The sequence below is a fragment of the Bacillus sp. BS98 genome, assembly GCF_008432245.1.
Classification (GTDB): domain Bacteria; phylum Bacillota; class Bacilli; order Bacillales; family Bacillaceae_G; genus Bacillus_A; species Bacillus_A toyonensis.
The window spans coordinates 813306-829487 of record NZ_CP043830.1; the positions used below are offsets into that span (position 1 = coordinate 813306).

A 16182-nucleotide genomic window follows, 5' to 3' on the forward strand; every position below is an offset into this window, starting at 1 on the left:
AAAGGGGAAAAACTACTGATTTCAGCAGCTTTTCCCCCTTTATATATAAAGAGCGAGAGGAAGAGCTATGACAAAGGTGCATCAGCGATTAATTTCTATTTTAGAGGAGTTTTTAGAAGAGAAATCGATGTTAAATCGAGCTTTTTTAGCGAACCGATTACATGTATCAACGAAGACGATTCAAAAAGATATAAAATTATTAAATGATATATTGGAAGAAAACGGAGCGAAAATCGAATCGCAAAGAGGGACTGGATATGAACTAGAAATTATACAAACGAAGATATTTGAAGAGTTTTGTGTGAGTCTATTTCAAAAACAGACGGAAAAGATCCCAACTTCTTATGAAGAAAGAGTTGCGTATATTTTACAACGTGTTTTAACGACAGAAGGATATGTGAAGCTTTCGCAGTTAGCAGAAGAAATTTACGTGAGTAAATCAACTGTAAATTTAATTATGAAAGATGTTACAGATATATGCGGTCGCTATACATTGCAAATTGAAAAGAGACCGTATTATGGTATACGTATTGTGGGAGAGGAATTTAATATTCGTTCTTGTTTATCACAATATGGTTTACCACGTTATGAACATACTCCGTTTCATGAGCAATTTGAGCAGACGGATACATATGTATCGTTACCTCATATATCACTCATTCGTTCAATTATATTAAAGTATATTGAGGGTGGAACAATATATTTATCTGATATAGAAATTGATAATCTAGTTATTCATATTGCAATCGCATTAAAGCGTTGTCAAAGTCAACATTATATGACGGGACTGCATGTGGAGCAATCAGAACTTATAATAAAGAAAGAATATACAATTGCGAAGCAGATTTTAGGAGATTTAGAGAAAGAGTTAAAACTTTTATTTCCAGAAGAAGAAGTATTATATGTGACGGTGCATTTGTTAAGTACTGCTGTTACAGCGAGAGATCGCTATGAAAATGTAGAAGAGCTATTAGGAAAAGATATATATGCATTTATGCAACATATTCTTTTTAAAGTAGCGGAAGAACGGAATCTTATTTTTTATTATGATGAAGAATTATTATTTGGATTTGGTGTTCATTTAAAAACGTTATTAAATCGTTTGAAGTATAAGTTAAATACGAGAAATCCTCTTTTGGCAGAAGTGAAAAAGAATTATCCGTATGCTTTTGAAATTGCGGTTCTCGTTGGAGATATAATTGGTGAATATACGGGTGAAACGATTCCGGAAAGTGAAATTGGTTATATTGCTATTCATTTCGGCGGAGCGATGAGCCGTTTGCAGGAGCAGAATCAAAAGAAAAGATGTTTACTAGTTTGTGCGACTGGTCAAGGGAGTGCACAACTATTAAAATATAAAATTTTATCACAATTTCGAGATAAATTAGAGATTGTAGGTATTACAGGTTATTATCAATTGAAAGTAGAAGACCTTTATAAAGATAAAATAGATTGTATTATTAGTACGATTCATATACCGAGTGGTTTGCCTGTACCAGTTATAAAGGTGAATTCAATATTTGATGATAAAGAGATTAAATCGATTGGTCAGCAATTGTTTACGCATGTGAATAATAGTGTGCAGCAATATATAAAAGAAGATTTAATCTTTTTAAATCGTAGTGCTTCTACGAAAGAAGAAGTTATTCAATTTTTATGTGAGAAAGCCGCTGAGAAAAACTATGTGCCAGAAAATTTTTATGCTTCTGTTATGGAAAGAGAAAATACATCTCCGACAGCGGTTGGGAATTTAGTGGCGATTCCGCATCCGATGCAGTTATTAAGTGAGGAAACATTTTTGATGTTTTGTACACTTGATAAGGCTGTTGATTGGGGAGATAAAAAAGTACAATTGATTATTTTATTTAGTGTGAAGCGCAATAATAATGAAGATTTGCAACGGCTTTATGATTTTTTATATGATATTATGTCTAATCAGAATACGATAGAGAAATTAACTCAGGCTGAATTAATTGAAGGTTTTCAAGAGATTTTATTATCGTATTGAAAAAGTATATAAAAACTTCCGTTACATAACGGAAGTTTTTTATGTTTAATTGTATGCGTTTTCATAATAAGATGAACATATAGAAAAACAAAGCTTGGGGGAAGTTAAAATGACTGATATGCAAACTCCATTTGCGTTAATTTTACATGGTGGCAACGCGAGAAGCGCGGCGCTTGAAGCAATCGCTTTTGCAAGACAAGGAGATTTTGAGAATGCGAGTGAAAAGATGGAACTTGCTAGTGAAGAAATTTCAGCAGCTCATCGTATTCAGACGGATTTAATTCAAGAGGAAGCAAGAGGAAATCATGCAGAAATAAGTTTACTGTTAGTGCATGCACAAGATCATTTAATGAATGCAATTACAGTGAAAGAACTTGCTGAAGAATTTATCGCTCTTCATAAACGTGTGGAAGAGAAAGTGACAGTATAATATGTATATTTTATTATGTTGTGCTGCAGGTATGTCAACGAGTATGGTTGTAAGAAAAATGCAAGAAGAGGCGAAGAAACAAGGGAAGGATTATAAAATTAAGGCAGTTGATTCAGAACTTGTGAAGCTTGAAATTAAGGAAGCAGATGTCGTTTTAATTGGTCCGCAAGTGAAATATTTATTTCCGGCCGTAGCGTTTCTTGCAAAGTCATACGATATACCAGTTGCTATTATAAACCAACGAGATTATGGCATGTGTGACGGTTTGAAAGTACTTAAGCAGGCAGAAGAATTAGTTTTAGCGTAATTATATTTTTTTAAACATAAACATTATAATGTTATAACTTTTGGTTATATTGAACAAAGGGAGGGCTATTGATGAATGGGTTTATGAGTTTTATGGAACAGAAGATTATGCCAACAACGCAAAAGATTGCAGGACAGCGACATTTATTAGCAATTCGAAACGGGGTTATTTCTACATTACCATTAACGATCGTCGGATCATTTTTCGTTATCTTTTTAAACTTACCAATTGATGCATATATGGAGTGGATTGCACCGTTTCGTCATATTTTAGATATTCCATTCCGATTTACAGTAGGCTTAATGGCATTATACGCAGCTTTTGGGGTAGGGGCTTCGCTCGCTAATTTTTATCAGCTCAATCAATTAAGCGCAGGGTTACTCTCTGTACTCGCCTTTTTATTAGCATCAGTTGAACCAATTCAAATTACGAAAGCTGTACCAGGTGTTATTGATGCGGGTAGATACATTTCAGTAGGAACATTAAGTGCCACGTCTTTATTCGGCGCAATTGTTACTGCATTAATTGCAGTAGAAATTTATCATTTTATGATTAAGCATAATATTTCGATTAAATTACCAGAAAGTGTACCACCAGCAGTTGCAAACTCGTTTGCAGCATTAATTCCAACTTTAGTTGTTATTCTTTTATTCTGGGGTATTCGTTACGGTTTAAAATTTGATGTAAATACAACAATCACATATTTAATTGCACCATTAAAGTCAGTATTAGTAGGAAACAATTTATTCGGCGGTCTATTAACAGTATTTTTAATCGTGTTCTTCTGGTCATTCGGTATTCATGGCCCAGCGATTTTAGGACCAATCATTCGTCCGATGTGGGATTCAGCAATTCTTGAAAATATGGAAGTGTTCACGGCTACAGGAAATGCACATCAGTTACCAAACTTATTTACAGAGCAATTTATTCAATGGTTCGTATGGATTGGTGGGTCGGGTTCAACGTTAGCTTTAGTCATTATGTTTATGTTCTCTAAATCTAAGTTCTTAAAAGAGTTAGGTAGATTATCATTCGTGCCAGGTTTATTCAATATTAACGAGCCAATTATTTTCGGGGCACCGATTGTAATGAACCCAATCTTAATTATTCCGTTCGTTATTACACCGTTAGTTACAACGACGGTATCATATTTCGCAGTTGTTTCAGGTATGATTCCACTTATGATGGCGAAGTTGCCATTTACGATGTTAGCGCCAATTGCAGCAGTGATTAGTACGGACTGGACAATTATGGCTGGCGTACTTGTAATTATTAACTTTGTAATCTCATTTATTATTTACTATCCATTCTTCAAAATGTATGAGAAACAACAAATAGCAGGAGAGGAGAAAACAGAATGCTCGGAGCAATTATCATCTTAATTACATTTGTGATCGGACAATGCATTGCTCATTATTCGAAATGGGTACAAAGTAAATCTTTATTAGTTTTACTACTCGTATCAGTTTTGTTTATCGGTTGTTCAATGGGTGCATATGTAATTTTAGGTCTACACTCACCGTACGTAATTATTGTACCGACAATTTTATGTGCAACATGTTTATCTGCAAAATATAGATTTACGAGCATGGCATTAATACAACGTGTGAAGGAGATGCAAAAGCATGGAGCGTAAATTAGGAATTTCACTTTATCCAGAGCATTCAACGAAAGAAAAAGATATGGCTTATATTTCCGCAGCGGCACGACACGGTTTTTCAAGAATATTTACTTGTTTGTTATCTGTGAATCGTCCAAAAGAAGAAATTGTAGCTGAATTTAAAGAGATTATTAATCACGCAAAAGATAACAATATGGAAGTTATTTTAGATGTAGCTCCAGCTGTGTTTGATCAGCTTGGTATTAGTTATAGCAATCTATTATTTTTCGCAGAATTAGGCGCAGACGGTATTCGTTTAGATGTAGGTTTTGACGGATTAACGGAAGCGAAAATGACGAATAATCCGTACGGTTTAAAAATTGAGTTAAATGTAAGTAACGATATTGCGTACTTAGAAAATATTCTTTCGCATCAAGCGAATAAATCAGCTTTAATCGGTTGCCATAATTTTTATCCACAAAAGTTTACTGGTCTTCCGTACGATTATTTCATTCGATGTAGTGAACGTTTTAAAAAGCACGGTATTCGCAGTGCAGCCTTTATTACATCAAATGCCGCAAACATCGGTCCATGGGATATTAACGACGGTTTATGTACGTTAGAAGAGCATCGTAATTTACCAATTGAAGTACAAGCGAAGCATTTATGGGCAACAGGGCTAATTGATGATGTCATTATCGGAAATGCTTATGCGAGTGAAGAAGAGTTAGAGAAATTAGGAAACTTAAATCGTTACATGTTACAGCTAAAGGTACACTTTGTAGACGAAGCAACGGAAGTAGAGAAGAAAGCGACGCTGCAAGAATTACACGTAAGACGCGGCGACATAACAGAATATATGGTACGTTCTACAGAAGTGCGTAAAAAGTACAAAGACTATGACTTCCCGGTGCGCGAAAGTGTGCTACAGGAAAGAGGGCAAGTTGTAATTGGTAATAACTCATTCGGAAAGTATAAAGGTGAACTGCAAATCATCTTGAAAGAAATGCCGATAGATGAACGGAAAAACATTGTCGGTACAATTGCAGAAGAAGAGTTATTCTTACTAGATTATGTAGGAGCTTGGACGCAGTTTACTTGTGTGGAATAGGGAAGATAGGGGGCGTTCTAAATTTTGGAACGCCTTTTTAATAGTAAAGTGCTTTTAATGTAAAAATTTGTCGATAAATCGATATTTCTTGTCGAATCGTTGATATATTATAAGTTACGATAGATATATTCGAAAAATCGTTGATATATTGTAGGTTACGATAGATATATTTGAAAAATCGTTGATATAATTTCATTTACTGTGACATTTTTCAGTAGTTTAATAGAGTAAAAAAAAGAGTCAGCCTCAACAATGAGACTGACTCTTTTTTTATAGTAATTAGTTTAAAATTTTCACTGTAACTGTTTTACGTCCCCAGTTACTTGAAGTGCCTTTATCTGGCATTAAAACGTCGATTTTATTTCCTTTAATAGCTCCACCAGTATCACCAGCGATTGCTACTCCGTAACCTTCAACCCATACTTTTGAACCTAATGGAATGACACTTGGATCAACTGCAATTAGTTTCATGTTTGGATTTGCTGTTAAGTTGTGACCTAAAGCTGATTTTACTTGGTCGCCTGCTTTATAACCATTTTCAAGTGGATCTGCTGTGTAAGCTGTTGCTACAACTCTTAACTCACGAGAAGATGATGGTGTGCTTGTTTCAGTTTCTTTTGCAACAGGTTTTTGTGTGGCTGGTTTTTGAGCTTTAGCTGCTTCTTGAGCCTTAGCCGTTTCACGAGCTTCAGCTGCTTCCTGAGCCTTAGCTGCTTCACGAGCTTCAGCATCTGCTTGAGCTTTAGCCGCTTCACGAGCTTTAGCTGCTTCTTGAGCCTTAGCCGCTGCTTGAACTTCAGCTGCTACCTGAGCTTTAGCTTCTTCACGAGCTTTAGCTGCTTCCTCTGCTTTAGCTTCTGCTTGAGCTTCAGCATCTGCCTGAGCTTTAGCTTCTGCTTGAGCCTTAGCTTCTTCACGAGCTTTAGCTGCTTCCTGAGCTTTAACTTCTGCTTGAGCTTCAGCTACTTCACGAGCTTTAGTTGCTTCCTCTGCTTTAGCTTTTGCTTGAGTTTCAGCTACTTCACCAGCTTTAACTGCTTCACGAACTTTAGCTGTGTCTTGAACTTTAATTGCTTTTTCAACTTTAACTGCTGGTTGAACTTTAACTGGTGCTTTACCTGTTAAGTAAGGAACATGAACATAAGCTGTTTTTCCGTTATATTCAAATTGAATCCAGTCATTTTGCACTTCGTGTGTTGTTTCGATTACATCATCTTGTTTCAACTTACCAAGAATTTCTGAGTCTGTGTTTGCTCCAGCACGTACGTTTAATACGTTTGCTGTTACGTAGTAAGTATCTTTCGTATAGTCAGCGCTTATGAAAGCTTCTTTACCGCTATTCAATTTAACTTTTGACCATCCGTTTTCTGTATGTAAAACATTTACTTTATATCCATCTAATAATTTTCCTACAACTTTTGATTCAGTAGTTGGGTTTTCTCGTACGTTTAGTACGTCAGTCGTTACGATTGTTTCTGCTTTAGCAGATGTTGTGAAAATCCCAAGACCAAAAACCGCTGCTGTTGCTATACCCATAAATTTTTTCATAATAGCCTCCATTGCATTTGTTTTCGTTGACCTCATTATAGCAACCATTATTTTCTTATTTGCGAAAAACATAAAATTACAAAGCTTTCGTAACGGGGCATTAATATTCTGTAATAATTCCATAAATAACCTGATAGCGCTTCCTTATTGTTTTTTGGAGGATTAGAGCGTGTGAAACATAAAATGAGTGGTATTTCAATTTCTATAACGTTAATAATATTACAGCAATGTTTCTAATTGTTTTCTGCAGTATTACAAAAATGGTGTGTTTTACTGTCGAAACGAAAATTTAGTTATAAAATAATAATATTTTTGACTGTGGAAATATATAAATGAGGTGAAATTTAATGAAATATCGATAGAATTGTTACAAAATAAGTCGATGCATGGAAAAAATTACGCCTTGTATTTTGTCTATTACATATTATTTTTGCAATAATAGGATTCGATAATAGCCCGAGTGTCTATAAAGAATGAAGAGTATTAGAAAGATAGTTGTAACGTGAAACATATATAATAGAAGAAACACAATTTGATAGGTAAATAAAAAACGTAGGAGTGTACACTCCTACGTTTTTTATTTACTCATATCGTAAACATTCAATTGGATCAAGTTTTGCAGCTTTGTTAGCTGGTAGTAGTCCGAATGCAATACCGATTAGCATTGAAATACCTACTGAAAGAAGTCCAAGTTCTTTTGAGATAACAAGTGGCCATCCGGCAAAGATTGAGACGATCCAAGCGAAGAAAATACCGAGCATGAATCCGATAAAACCACCTAGTCCTGTTAAAATACAAGATTCGATTAAGAATTGCGTTAATACTTTACCGCGTGTTGCACCAAGTGCTTTACGAATACCAATCTCACGTGTACGTTCTGTTACAGATACAAGCATGATGTTCATTACACCGATACCACCAACAAGTAATGAAATAGCAGCGATACCACCGAATACCATTTTCATCATACCGATTGATTCATCTAGTTGCTTCGTAAATTCACCCATATCTTGAGCTTCAAATTTATGCTCAAATTTAGGAGCTTTCATATCGTTTAAAACAGAAGCGGCTTGTTTTTCTACACTTTTACGTTCTGCTGGTGAAGTTAATATTAATCTTACAGAGTCATACTCAGTTACTCCTGAGATTACAGGAGCGTTTTCAAGTGATGTATAACCTTCTGACATAGCCATTCCGAAATCATTTTTCGTTTCATACACACCGACTACTTTATATGGCTTTCCTTTTATGTCAGTGTATAAATTTGATTCCCAGCCGTTAAATAATTTATTGAAAGCTTCTTCATTTAAAATAACAGCAGGAATCGCTTGCTTTAATTCACTATCATTTAATTCACGACCGTGAACTAATTTTATTTTCGCATCTGTCATGAAGGCGCCTGTTCCACCTCTTAAATCAAGAGAGACATCTTTTGAACCAGAAGATGCTTTTACTTTCATACTTACATCTGGATAAACATCTTTAACGCCTGGCACAGTTTGAAGACGTTTTAACATATCAGCTGTAATTTTGGCACTATCAGTTCCGTAATCAGGGTTGTTGTAGTAAATCGTTACTTCTGTATCTTTTCCTTGGCCTAATTCTTTTTTAAACTTTGCATTTGTACCATCACCCATTGAAATGATAGTAATAATGGCGCTAATACCAATAATAATACCTAGCATTGTTAATATAGAACGCATTTTATGAGCAAAGATAGAGGAAAGGGCCATGCGTATATTTTCACTCGTGTTCAAAATTAACCTCTCCAATCTTGGACGATATTTCCGTCACGAATTACAATTTGACGTGCTGCAGCTTCCCCGATTTCACGATCATGGGTAATCATAATAATTGTTGAGCCTTGTTTGTTTAATTCGTAAAAGAGGTCCATAATTTGTGTACTCGTTTTCGTATCAAGTGCACCCGTTGGTTCATCAGCTAAAATGAATTTTGGGTTATTTACAATTGCACGGGCAACGGCAACACGCTGCTTTTGACCACCGGATAATTCGTTCGGTAAGTGAGTAGCTCGATCTGCTAAACCAACTTTTGTTAAAGCGGCTAATGAGCGTTCACGTCTTTCTTTTTTATCGACTCCAGCGTAAATAAGAGGTAGTTCTACATTTTGAAGTGCTGTAAGTCTTGGTAATAACATGAAGTTTTGAAATACGAACCCGATCTCTTTATTACGAACGCGTGCAAGTTCGGTTTCAGACATGTTTGAAATATTTTGTCCCGCTAATTCATACGCACCTGTCGTTGGTTTATCTAAGCAACCGATAATGTTCATTAAAGTTGATTTACCAGAACCAGAAGGTCCCATTATAGAAGTGAATTCTCCTTGGTTTAGTGTTACGTCAATTCCGTGTAATATTTGAACGGACTCTGCACCATTTTGGAAGGATTTCGTGATGCCTTTTAAGTTAATCACTGGGCGACAACCTCCATACCATCTTTTAAGTCTTTTTCAGGTTTAGAGATAATTTGTTCTCCTTTTTTCACTCCAGAAACTTTTGCTTCGCTATCTGTCTCGAATTCAACAGTAATCGCTTGTTCTTTCGCTTTACCATCTTTTACAACGAAGACAACATTTTTGTCACCTTTTTTCACGATGCTGCTTTTCGGAACAATTGTACCAGTTGCTTCGCCAGATTTACTTGTTACATAAACGTGGAAGCCGTTTTGTAATTCTTCACTATTATCTAATGTGACAGTGAATTGATAGTTAGAAACAGTTTTATTTTCGTCTATACTCTTTAATGGTGTAGAACCAATTTCCGTTACTTTTCCTGTCCAAGTCTTACCAGCGACCGTTTTTGATGAAACAGTTACTTCTTGCCCAACTTTCATACTAGCAAGCTCATATTCAGAAAGTTGACCTTTTACTTTAAATTGACCAGCATGACGAAGAGTAATGCCACTCATACCTGTTTTTTCATCAGCAGTTTTCACGATATCATCAATTACACCATCAACAGGACTTGTTACAGAAAGAGTGTTTACTTTCTCTTTTGCTGCTTTAATCATTTCATCAGATTTTTCAACTTCAAACTTTTTCATTTCAAGTTGTGATTCTAATTGTTGCACTTCGACTTCCGATGCTTTTAATGCTTCCTGAGGAAGACCTGCATTTTTATCTTTTTGTAATTTTTGTTTCGCTGCATCGATTTGTTTTTGGAACAATGTTACTTCTTTTTGTGCGATTTTCTTTTGCATTTCTGCTTCCGTTACACCTTGTTTAGCAGTGGGGTCATTATATTTAAACAGAAGCTGCCCTTTTTTCACTTCATCGCCTTTTTTAACCGCTAATTCATACGTGCCTTTTGTTGGATCAAATGAAATAGTTTCAATTCCGTTTGGAATAACTTCACCGCCAAATTTTTGCGCGTTTTCGATTTGTTTTTCTGTTACTTTATAACTGCTATATGCCATTGCAACATCTGAACCACCACCAGCAAATGCAAAGTATGATCCAGCTGCAATTCCGATTGCTACTACACTAGTAATTAACACTTTATTTTTCTTCTTCATCTATTTATCACCTTTTCGTTCGTTTTAGTATCTACATTAAGTATAGAAGAGGTGAAGAATCTGACAAATCGTTTTAGCTTACAATAACCTTACAGTTTTGTAAGGTATGAATATGTAAATGTAAGGTAGAGGTTGTCCTAGCTTAAGCAAATGAATTGACTCGTTGTTTCTTTCCTACAATAATATTGTAGGAAGGAGAGGAGGAAGGAAGATGGAAACTTATTTTAGTGCGCATCCATTAAAGCCATTTATTCCATACTCAAGGCAACATGCCATTATATTATTTATTATGTTGGTGGGGATCGTTTTTCTATATCAATACCAAGATGTATTACGTCAAATTGAGTGGAATATAACGGTTAGATATGCGATTGCATTTCTATTTATAGGAAGTGAAATTGGGCTTCATATGTGGGAATGGAAAGCCGGGATTTTTGACCTAGGCACTTCATTACCATTTGAGTTATGTACGATTAGTTTATTATTAGCGTCAATTATGATTGTAACGAAAAGTTATCGCATATATGAGATTGTGTTTTTCACAGGAATTATCGGTGCATCACAAGCCATTTTAACGCCAAACTTGCAGTATGCTTTTCCGCATTTTCGTTTCATTGAATATTTCATTGCGCATGTATTGCTCATTTGGGCACCGCTCTTTATGACCTGGGTAGAAGGGTATCGTCCGACGGTACAATCTATTAAACGCACAATGATATTTTTAAACATATTGATTCCAATTGTTTCGTTTGTGAATTACAAAACGGGTGGAAATTATATGTTTTTAGCTCATAAGCCAGAAACTGCCTCATTACTCGATATGTTAGGACCGCATCCTTACTACATTATTTCATTAGAACTCGCAGCGCTTATTGGATGTTTTATTGTGTATATGCCGTTTGCGAAAAGAGAAAAACATGTACATAAAGAATCACTAGGATCATAACCTAGTGATTTTTTACGTTTGAATATTTACAATTCAGAAAATTAAGAATAAAATTAAAGGGTAAATCATAGAGAGAGAAGGGGAAAAATGGTCAAAAAAGTATTTTTGAATGGGATGGAAATGACGATTCAATTTATTATTTCGATTTTGGGGATTATTTTTTTAGGGGCACTGCCGAAATTATTTTATGGATTTGAGCTGCATGTATCAGAGTACATAAAGAGTTTAAAAGAAGTATTTTTGAACTTAATGGATCTCTCCAATTTGCAATATGTGAGAGATAAATTTTTATTCCCACAGTTGTTTATCCATTATAAAGAAACGATTGTTATTTTTTTGGCCGCTTTTTTCATTTCATTATTTGTAGCATTTTGTATCGTTTATATGATTATGAGTAGTTCACCGCGTATACAACATCGAATTAAATCATTTCTTATCTTCCTAGAATCCATTCCAGACATTCTTCTTATTTTAGTATCACAAATTTTAGTTATATGGTTTTTTAAACAAACAGGTTTTTTACCTTTTCAAATTGCGTCAATTGGAGGCGAGTCGATTAGAGGATTGCCAATATTATGTTTGAGTATACCGACAACGATTATGTTTGTAAAAATGTTAGTGCTTCGTTTTGAAAATGAGCTAGAAAAAGATTATGTACTATTTGCTAAAGCGAAAGGGCTGAATCGCTTTCATATTTTAAATCGTCATATTTTACGAAATGTGTTGCTTAGTACACTTTTCTTTGCGAAAACGAATGTTTTTTTTATGCTATCTAATTTATATATTATAGAATGGATTTTTAATACGAGTGGTATTTTTATGTTTTTGAAATCGTATGAGGGTATTAGGGTTGAGGTTTTCATCGTTAGTGTGCTGCTTATTTATATTCCGATTTTTATTATATTTAAATTGTTTCATTATCTCATTCCAGCTGCGATGAAGGAGAGATTATAATATGTGGACGTATATAAAACGCGATAAAAGATTTTGGATAAGCATTGGGTTTCTTCTCCTATTAGTTCTTTTGAGCATCGGAAATACGATATGGAATGATGGACAGATTAAAAAAGTTACACTGCAATATGATGCGGATGGAAATCCAGAAGTGCCACCGTTTTCACCTTCACTACAATTTTTACTCGGGACAGATTTGAAAGGATATGACCTTTTACATTTAGTCATTGAAGGCGCGAAGTGGACGATTGGTATATCTATTTTAATTGCGGCACTTAGAATGGTAATAGGTGTGTTTTTCGGTGTTATACTCGGAACATATATAAAAAGAGGCTTTTCAAAGATTGAGGCTTTTTTTGATAGTTTCACAGTTATTCCGACAGTTATGATTGCGTATTTCTTTCTTCAAGCTGTGAATATATTTGGAAGTGGAGAGGAAACAACAACTTTTTTTGAAAGGGCTTCGTTTCAAGTTGTATTACTTGTACTGCTTGTGATGCCAGTTATTGCACTGTATGTTGCGAAGGAAGTTCGTAAATTACAAACGGAAGAATTTGTTGATGCCGCGCGCATATTAGGTGGATCGAGAAGGCACATTGTTATAAGGCATCTTTTTCCGCATCTCTATATGACGTTTATACTTGTATTTCTTCAACAGTTTACTCAAACCTTGACCATTTTACTTCATTTAGGGTTACTTGAGGTGTTTTTTGGAGGGACAGTCCAGTTTGGTGGACCGATAGGGATAAAAGAAATAGACTCTTACACACATGAATGGTCAGGATTAATAGGAGTCTATTTTAGATCATTAACAGTGCATCCGTGGATTCCTCTCGTCCCAATTACATTTTTCGGGCTTACTATTTTTTCAGGAAATATGATTGTAAAAAGTATAGAAGAGGCGATGTCAAAAGTAAGGTTAGGCGGAGAGATAAAGAAGCCAGTTGTAGAAGAAGAACAATCTGTTGTGCAGTCAAAAGAAGAGTTATTTACTTTTAAACATACGATGTGAAAATAAAGAAGAAGCAAGCATAATCAATGCTTGCTTCTTTTTTTATTTCGTAGAAACTTCACCTTCAGCTTCTGTTTGCGGAATAAAGTATCCGATTATACCACCGATAATTGCCGGAACAATCCAGCCGATCCCTAAGTTATAAAAAGGAATTGTGTGTACGATATTAGCGATAAAGTTTGGAATCATTTCCACATTATCAAGTGCATGAATACAGCTAATAAGGAATGCAGCGATCATTGCTCCGATATAGACAGAAGGTTTACGTTTCGTATATTTATCAATAAATGATACGAAAATTAAAATGATTGTAATTGGATATAAAATAATTAATACAGGTAATGTAATTTTAATTAATAAGCTTAAGCCTAGGTTTGAAATGATGAAGCTAAATATACAAACGTATAATACCAGTTTCTTGTATGAAACATTCGTTAACACTGTTGCGAAATAGTTTGCGAATGCACTTACAACACCGATTGCAGTCGTTAAACAAGCGAAAATAATTGCGATACTTAATAAAACATTACCGCTTGTCCCAAAGAATTGATACATAATCGTAGCTAATAGCTGACCACCGTTTTCAAATTGTCCTAAGTTTCCGTTTGAAGCCCCGATATAACCGAGTAAGAAATAAACAATTGTTAAGAAAAGGGCAGCAATGCTTCCGCAAATAATTGTATATTTTGCGATGGATTTTTTATCTTGTATACCGTTTTGGCGTATTGCATTTACAACAATCGTTGATAATACGAGCGCCCCAATTGCATCTAACGTTAAAAACCCTTCAAGAAATCCTTTGAAAAATGGGATGTCTTTATAGTCACCGATAGGTTCTGTGAATGATCCTGGTGAAAGAATTGCTTTTGTTGCCATAATTGCAATAATTACAAGTAAAATTGGCGTTAATATTTTACCGATATGATCTACTAATTTGGATGGATTTAATGATAGGAAGTAAACGACTGTAAAGAAAATAGCGCTAAAAGCCAACATAGAATACCATTGATCTGGGAAAAGTGGTGCAATCCCAATTTCGTAAGATACAGATCCAGTTCGTGGAATAACAAATAGTGGGCCGATTGAAAGATAAATAATGATAGCGAATACTGCTGCGAATTTTGGGTGAACACGGCTTGCTAAAGTGTTAAAACTACCACCGGCAAGGGCAACAGCGACGATAGCTAGTAAAGATAAACCGACGTCTGTAATAATAAATCCTGTAATGGAAACCCACATGTTTTCTCCGGAAGAAAGACCGAGAAGGGGCGGGAAAATCATATTACCAGCACCGAAGAAAACTGCGAATAGTAGTAAACTAATCGAAAGTATTTGCGCTGGTTTTAAAGTTGTACGCATATAAAGAAAATCCTCCTAATGAGTATTTTTGTCGAAAATTCAAATAATTTGTCGAGTAACTGTTATTATTTTAAAGGTCTGATGACTAGAAAGCAAGAGGGAATTTTATAAAAATTAAAAAATAATGCATTAAATTGAATAAATATACTATTTATATGTTAATTAGGAAGGATTTAACTTTACATATAAAAAAACACACATATCGTTACGATATGTGTGTTAAAAGAAAATCTTTTTATCACGTTCTTCTTTTAAAATTTCAACTGCTTCTCGGAAGCGTTGTGAATGCACAATTTCTCGTTCACGTAAAAAGCGTAAGCTATCATTTATATCTGGATCATCGGATAAGTTAATGAGCCATTGATATGTTGCGCGCGCTTTTTCTTCAGCGGCAATATCTTCATATAAATCTGCGATGGGGTCTCCTTTTGCCTGAATATAAGTAGCAGTAAAAGGAACACCACCTGCATTATGATAAAATAAAGCGCTATCGTGATTAGCGTACTGTGCGTCTAATCCGGCAGCTTTCATTTGTTCCGGTGTTGCATCTTTTGTTAATTTATAAATCATTGTAGCGATCATTTCTAGGTGTGCGAATTCTTCGGTGCCGATATCGGTTAGCAAGCCAACGACTTTGTCAGGGATAGTATAACGCTGATTTAAGTAACGAAGGGCAGCAGCTAGTTCGCCGTCAGCACCACCGTACTGTTCAACTAATAATTTGGCAAGGGCTGGATTACAGGTGCTTACTTTAACTGGGTATTGTAATTTCTTCTCATAAATCCACATATTTTCTCTCCTTCATATTTGCCATGGCCAAGGACCTTTGCTCCATTCCCATGGAGCGTTAGAATAACTATTTCCAAACTGCTGAAGTGGTCCGTATTTTTCTTCCATCTTTTGTTTTAATACCCTTCGTTTATAGGAGAAGTCATTAAATTGATTAATCGCAGCAGTGTCATCTGGATGTGTATCTAAATAAAGAGTTAGTTCAACTAGTACAAAGTCTAGTTCTTGAAGCTCCAGTAAAAGTTGATAATATTCTTCTGGTAGCGATTGAGTCACGTCAGTAGTCACCGCCCTTTTTTATAAGGATTTTCATAATAGTCATAAAAAACAGGCCATAAAGTTCCTTTTTGTAATGCCTCTTTTGGTGTGAATTGCGGTAAATTTGGCGGTTGAAAACCTAAAAATAAATTAGGAGGAGTAGAATAATATTTTTTTCCGATAGGAGGACAAGGATCTTGAGGGCTATGGTATGGCACGAATGATCTCATATATTTATTCATGAATAAACCTCCTTAACTCTTCATCACTACGTATTGTATTCAGACATAACAGGCATTTATGACACATATAAAAAAGTAATAAGT

At 35.1% G+C, this 16182-nt stretch carries 17 protein-coding genes; 9 read left to right on the forward strand and 8 right to left on the reverse strand.

The genetic code is table 11. The features are described 5' to 3' along the window. The first annotated feature begins 67 nt into the window (after positions 1-67). From F0362_RS04170 to F0362_RS04195, 6 genes are all read left to right on the forward strand, one after another. Positions 68-2008 (forward strand): BglG family transcription antiterminator, encoded by a 1941-nt coding sequence (locus F0362_RS04170; RefSeq protein WP_000169811.1) that lies wholly within the window; start codon positions 68-70, stop codon positions 2006-2008. 109 nt (positions 2009-2117) lie between these two features. Further along, positions 2118-2438, forward strand: a complete 321-nt coding sequence (locus tag F0362_RS04175) for a PTS lactose/cellobiose transporter subunit IIA (RefSeq protein ID WP_000131325.1) — start codon at positions 2118-2120, stop codon at positions 2436-2438. 1 nt (position 2439) lies between these two features. Next, on the forward strand, positions 2440-2745 hold the full coding sequence (locus F0362_RS04180; protein WP_000275635.1) for a PTS sugar transporter subunit IIB: 306 nt from the start codon (positions 2440-2442) through the stop codon (positions 2743-2745). A 71-nt stretch (positions 2746-2816) separates the two neighbouring features. Then, positions 2817-4127, forward strand: a complete 1311-nt coding sequence (locus F0362_RS04185) for a PTS sugar transporter subunit IIC (RefSeq protein ID WP_001013063.1) — start codon at positions 2817-2819, stop codon at positions 4125-4127. Further along, positions 4103-4381 carry a hypothetical protein gene (locus F0362_RS04190; RefSeq protein WP_000900038.1) on the forward strand — a complete coding sequence of 93 codons (279 nt, stop codon included), beginning with the start codon at positions 4103-4105 and terminating at the stop codon, positions 4379-4381. Before F0362_RS04185 ends, F0362_RS04190 begins: the two co-directional genes overlap by 25 nt. Then, a complete protein-coding gene (locus F0362_RS04195) occupies positions 4371-5456 on the forward strand; it encodes a DUF871 domain-containing protein (protein WP_000440064.1) in 1086 nt (361 codons plus the stop codon). Before F0362_RS04190 ends, F0362_RS04195 begins: the two co-directional genes overlap by 11 nt. A 279-nt stretch (positions 5457-5735) precedes the next feature. Here the strand turns inward: F0362_RS04195 and entC are convergent, their stop codons facing one another. The 4 genes from entC to F0362_RS04215 all read right to left on the reverse strand — a co-directional run bounded on the left by entC (position 5736) and on the right by F0362_RS04215 (position 10538). After that, positions 5736-7127: a cell wall-binding protein EntC gene (gene entC, locus F0362_RS04200; protein WP_149889664.1), complete on the reverse strand. Its 1392-nt coding sequence runs from the start codon at positions 7125-7127 to the stop codon at positions 5736-5738. Between the two features lie 458 nt (positions 7128-7585). Next, a complete protein-coding gene (locus tag F0362_RS04205) occupies positions 7586-8761 on the reverse strand; it encodes an ABC transporter permease (RefSeq protein ID WP_001097724.1) in 1176 nt (391 codons plus the stop codon). A gap of 2 nt (positions 8762-8763) precedes the next feature. Next, on the reverse strand, positions 8764-9438 hold the full coding sequence (locus tag F0362_RS04210) for an ABC transporter ATP-binding protein (RefSeq protein ID WP_000609098.1): 675 nt from the start codon (positions 9436-9438) through the stop codon (positions 8764-8766). Continuing rightward, positions 9435-10538: an efflux RND transporter periplasmic adaptor subunit gene (locus F0362_RS04215; RefSeq protein WP_000728809.1), complete on the reverse strand. Its 1104-nt coding sequence runs from the start codon at positions 10536-10538 to the stop codon at positions 9435-9437. Before F0362_RS04215 ends, F0362_RS04210 begins: the two co-directional genes overlap by 4 nt. A gap of 211 nt (positions 10539-10749) precedes the next feature. Here F0362_RS04215 and F0362_RS04220 point away from each other — a divergent pair, with 211 nt between their 5' ends. From F0362_RS04220 to F0362_RS04230, 3 genes are all read left to right on the forward strand, one after another. After that, complete coding sequence (locus F0362_RS04220; RefSeq protein ID WP_000451311.1) at positions 10750-11484, forward strand: YwaF family protein; 735 nt, start codon at positions 10750-10752, stop codon at positions 11482-11484. An 87-nt stretch (positions 11485-11571) separates the two neighbouring features. Further along, positions 11572-12438, forward strand: coding sequence for an ABC transporter permease subunit (locus F0362_RS04225; protein ID WP_000239657.1), 867 nt, complete (start codon positions 11572-11574; stop codon positions 12436-12438). A 1-nt stretch (position 12439) separates the two neighbouring features. Next, positions 12440-13450: an ABC transporter permease subunit gene (locus F0362_RS04230; protein ID WP_000269940.1), complete on the forward strand. Its 1011-nt coding sequence runs from the start codon at positions 12440-12442 to the stop codon at positions 13448-13450. A 42-nt stretch (positions 13451-13492) separates the two neighbouring features. Here F0362_RS04230 and brnQ read toward each other — a convergent pair whose 3' ends face one another. From brnQ to F0362_RS04250, 4 genes are all read right to left on the reverse strand, one after another. Then, the gene (gene brnQ, locus F0362_RS04235) at positions 13493-14809 is read right to left on the reverse strand and encodes a branched-chain amino acid transport system II carrier protein BrnQ2 (RefSeq protein WP_001260922.1); all 1317 of its coding nucleotides are present in this window, start codon (positions 14807-14809) and stop codon (positions 13493-13495) included. Positions 14810-15028: 219 nt separating this feature from the next. Then, a complete protein-coding gene (cotJC, locus tag F0362_RS04240) occupies positions 15029-15598 on the reverse strand; it encodes a spore coat protein CotJC (RefSeq protein WP_000265285.1) in 570 nt (189 codons plus the stop codon). Between the two features lie 12 nt (positions 15599-15610). After that, entirely contained in the window at positions 15611-15874 is a 264-nt protein-coding gene (locus F0362_RS04245; protein ID WP_000194492.1) for a spore coat protein CotJB, read from the reverse strand. A gap of 8 nt (positions 15875-15882) precedes the next feature. Then, positions 15883-16098 carry a spore coat associated protein CotJA gene (locus F0362_RS04250; RefSeq protein WP_001046260.1) on the reverse strand — a complete coding sequence of 72 codons (216 nt, stop codon included), beginning with the start codon at positions 16096-16098 and terminating at the stop codon, positions 15883-15885. Between the last annotated feature and the right edge of the window lie 84 nt (positions 16099-16182).

Bases quoted from the DNA above. Each gene is read 5' to 3' on its own strand.
- F0362_RS04190 (WP_000900038.1), top strand. From the start codon at position 4,103: ATGCTCGGAGCAATTATCATCTTAATTACATTTGTGATCGGACAATGC.
- brnQ (WP_001260922.1), bottom strand. From the start codon at position 14,809: ATGCGTACAACTTTAAAACCAGCGCAAATACTTTCGATTAGTTTACTA.
- F0362_RS04230 (WP_000269940.1), top strand. From the start codon at position 12,440: ATGTGGACGTATATAAAACGCGATAAAAGATTTTGGATAAGCATTGGG.
- F0362_RS04250 (WP_001046260.1), bottom strand. From the start codon at position 16,098: ATGAATAAATATATGAGATCATTCGTGCCATACCATAGCCCTCAAGAT.
- F0362_RS04175 (WP_000131325.1), top strand. From the start codon at position 2,118: ATGACTGATATGCAAACTCCATTTGCGTTAATTTTACATGGTGGCAAC.
- F0362_RS04180 (WP_000275635.1), top strand. From the start codon at position 2,440: ATGTATATTTTATTATGTTGTGCTGCAGGTATGTCAACGAGTATGGTT.
- F0362_RS04220 (WP_000451311.1), top strand. From the start codon at position 10,750: ATGGAAACTTATTTTAGTGCGCATCCATTAAAGCCATTTATTCCATAC.
- F0362_RS04225 (WP_000239657.1), top strand. From the start codon at position 11,572: ATGGTCAAAAAAGTATTTTTGAATGGGATGGAAATGACGATTCAATTT.
- F0362_RS04185 (WP_001013063.1), top strand. From the start codon at position 2,817: ATGAATGGGTTTATGAGTTTTATGGAACAGAAGATTATGCCAACAACG.
- entC (WP_149889664.1), bottom strand. From the start codon at position 7,127: ATGGAATTATTACAGAATATTAATGCCCCGTTACGAAAGCTTTGTAAT.
- cotJC (WP_000265285.1), bottom strand. From the start codon at position 15,598: ATGTGGATTTATGAGAAGAAATTACAATACCCAGTTAAAGTAAGCACC.
- F0362_RS04170 (WP_000169811.1), top strand. From the start codon at position 68: ATGACAAAGGTGCATCAGCGATTAATTTCTATTTTAGAGGAGTTTTTA.
- F0362_RS04195 (WP_000440064.1), top strand. From the start codon at position 4,371: ATGGAGCGTAAATTAGGAATTTCACTTTATCCAGAGCATTCAACGAAA.
- F0362_RS04215 (WP_000728809.1), bottom strand. From the start codon at position 10,538: ATGAAGAAGAAAAATAAAGTGTTAATTACTAGTGTAGTAGCAATCGGA.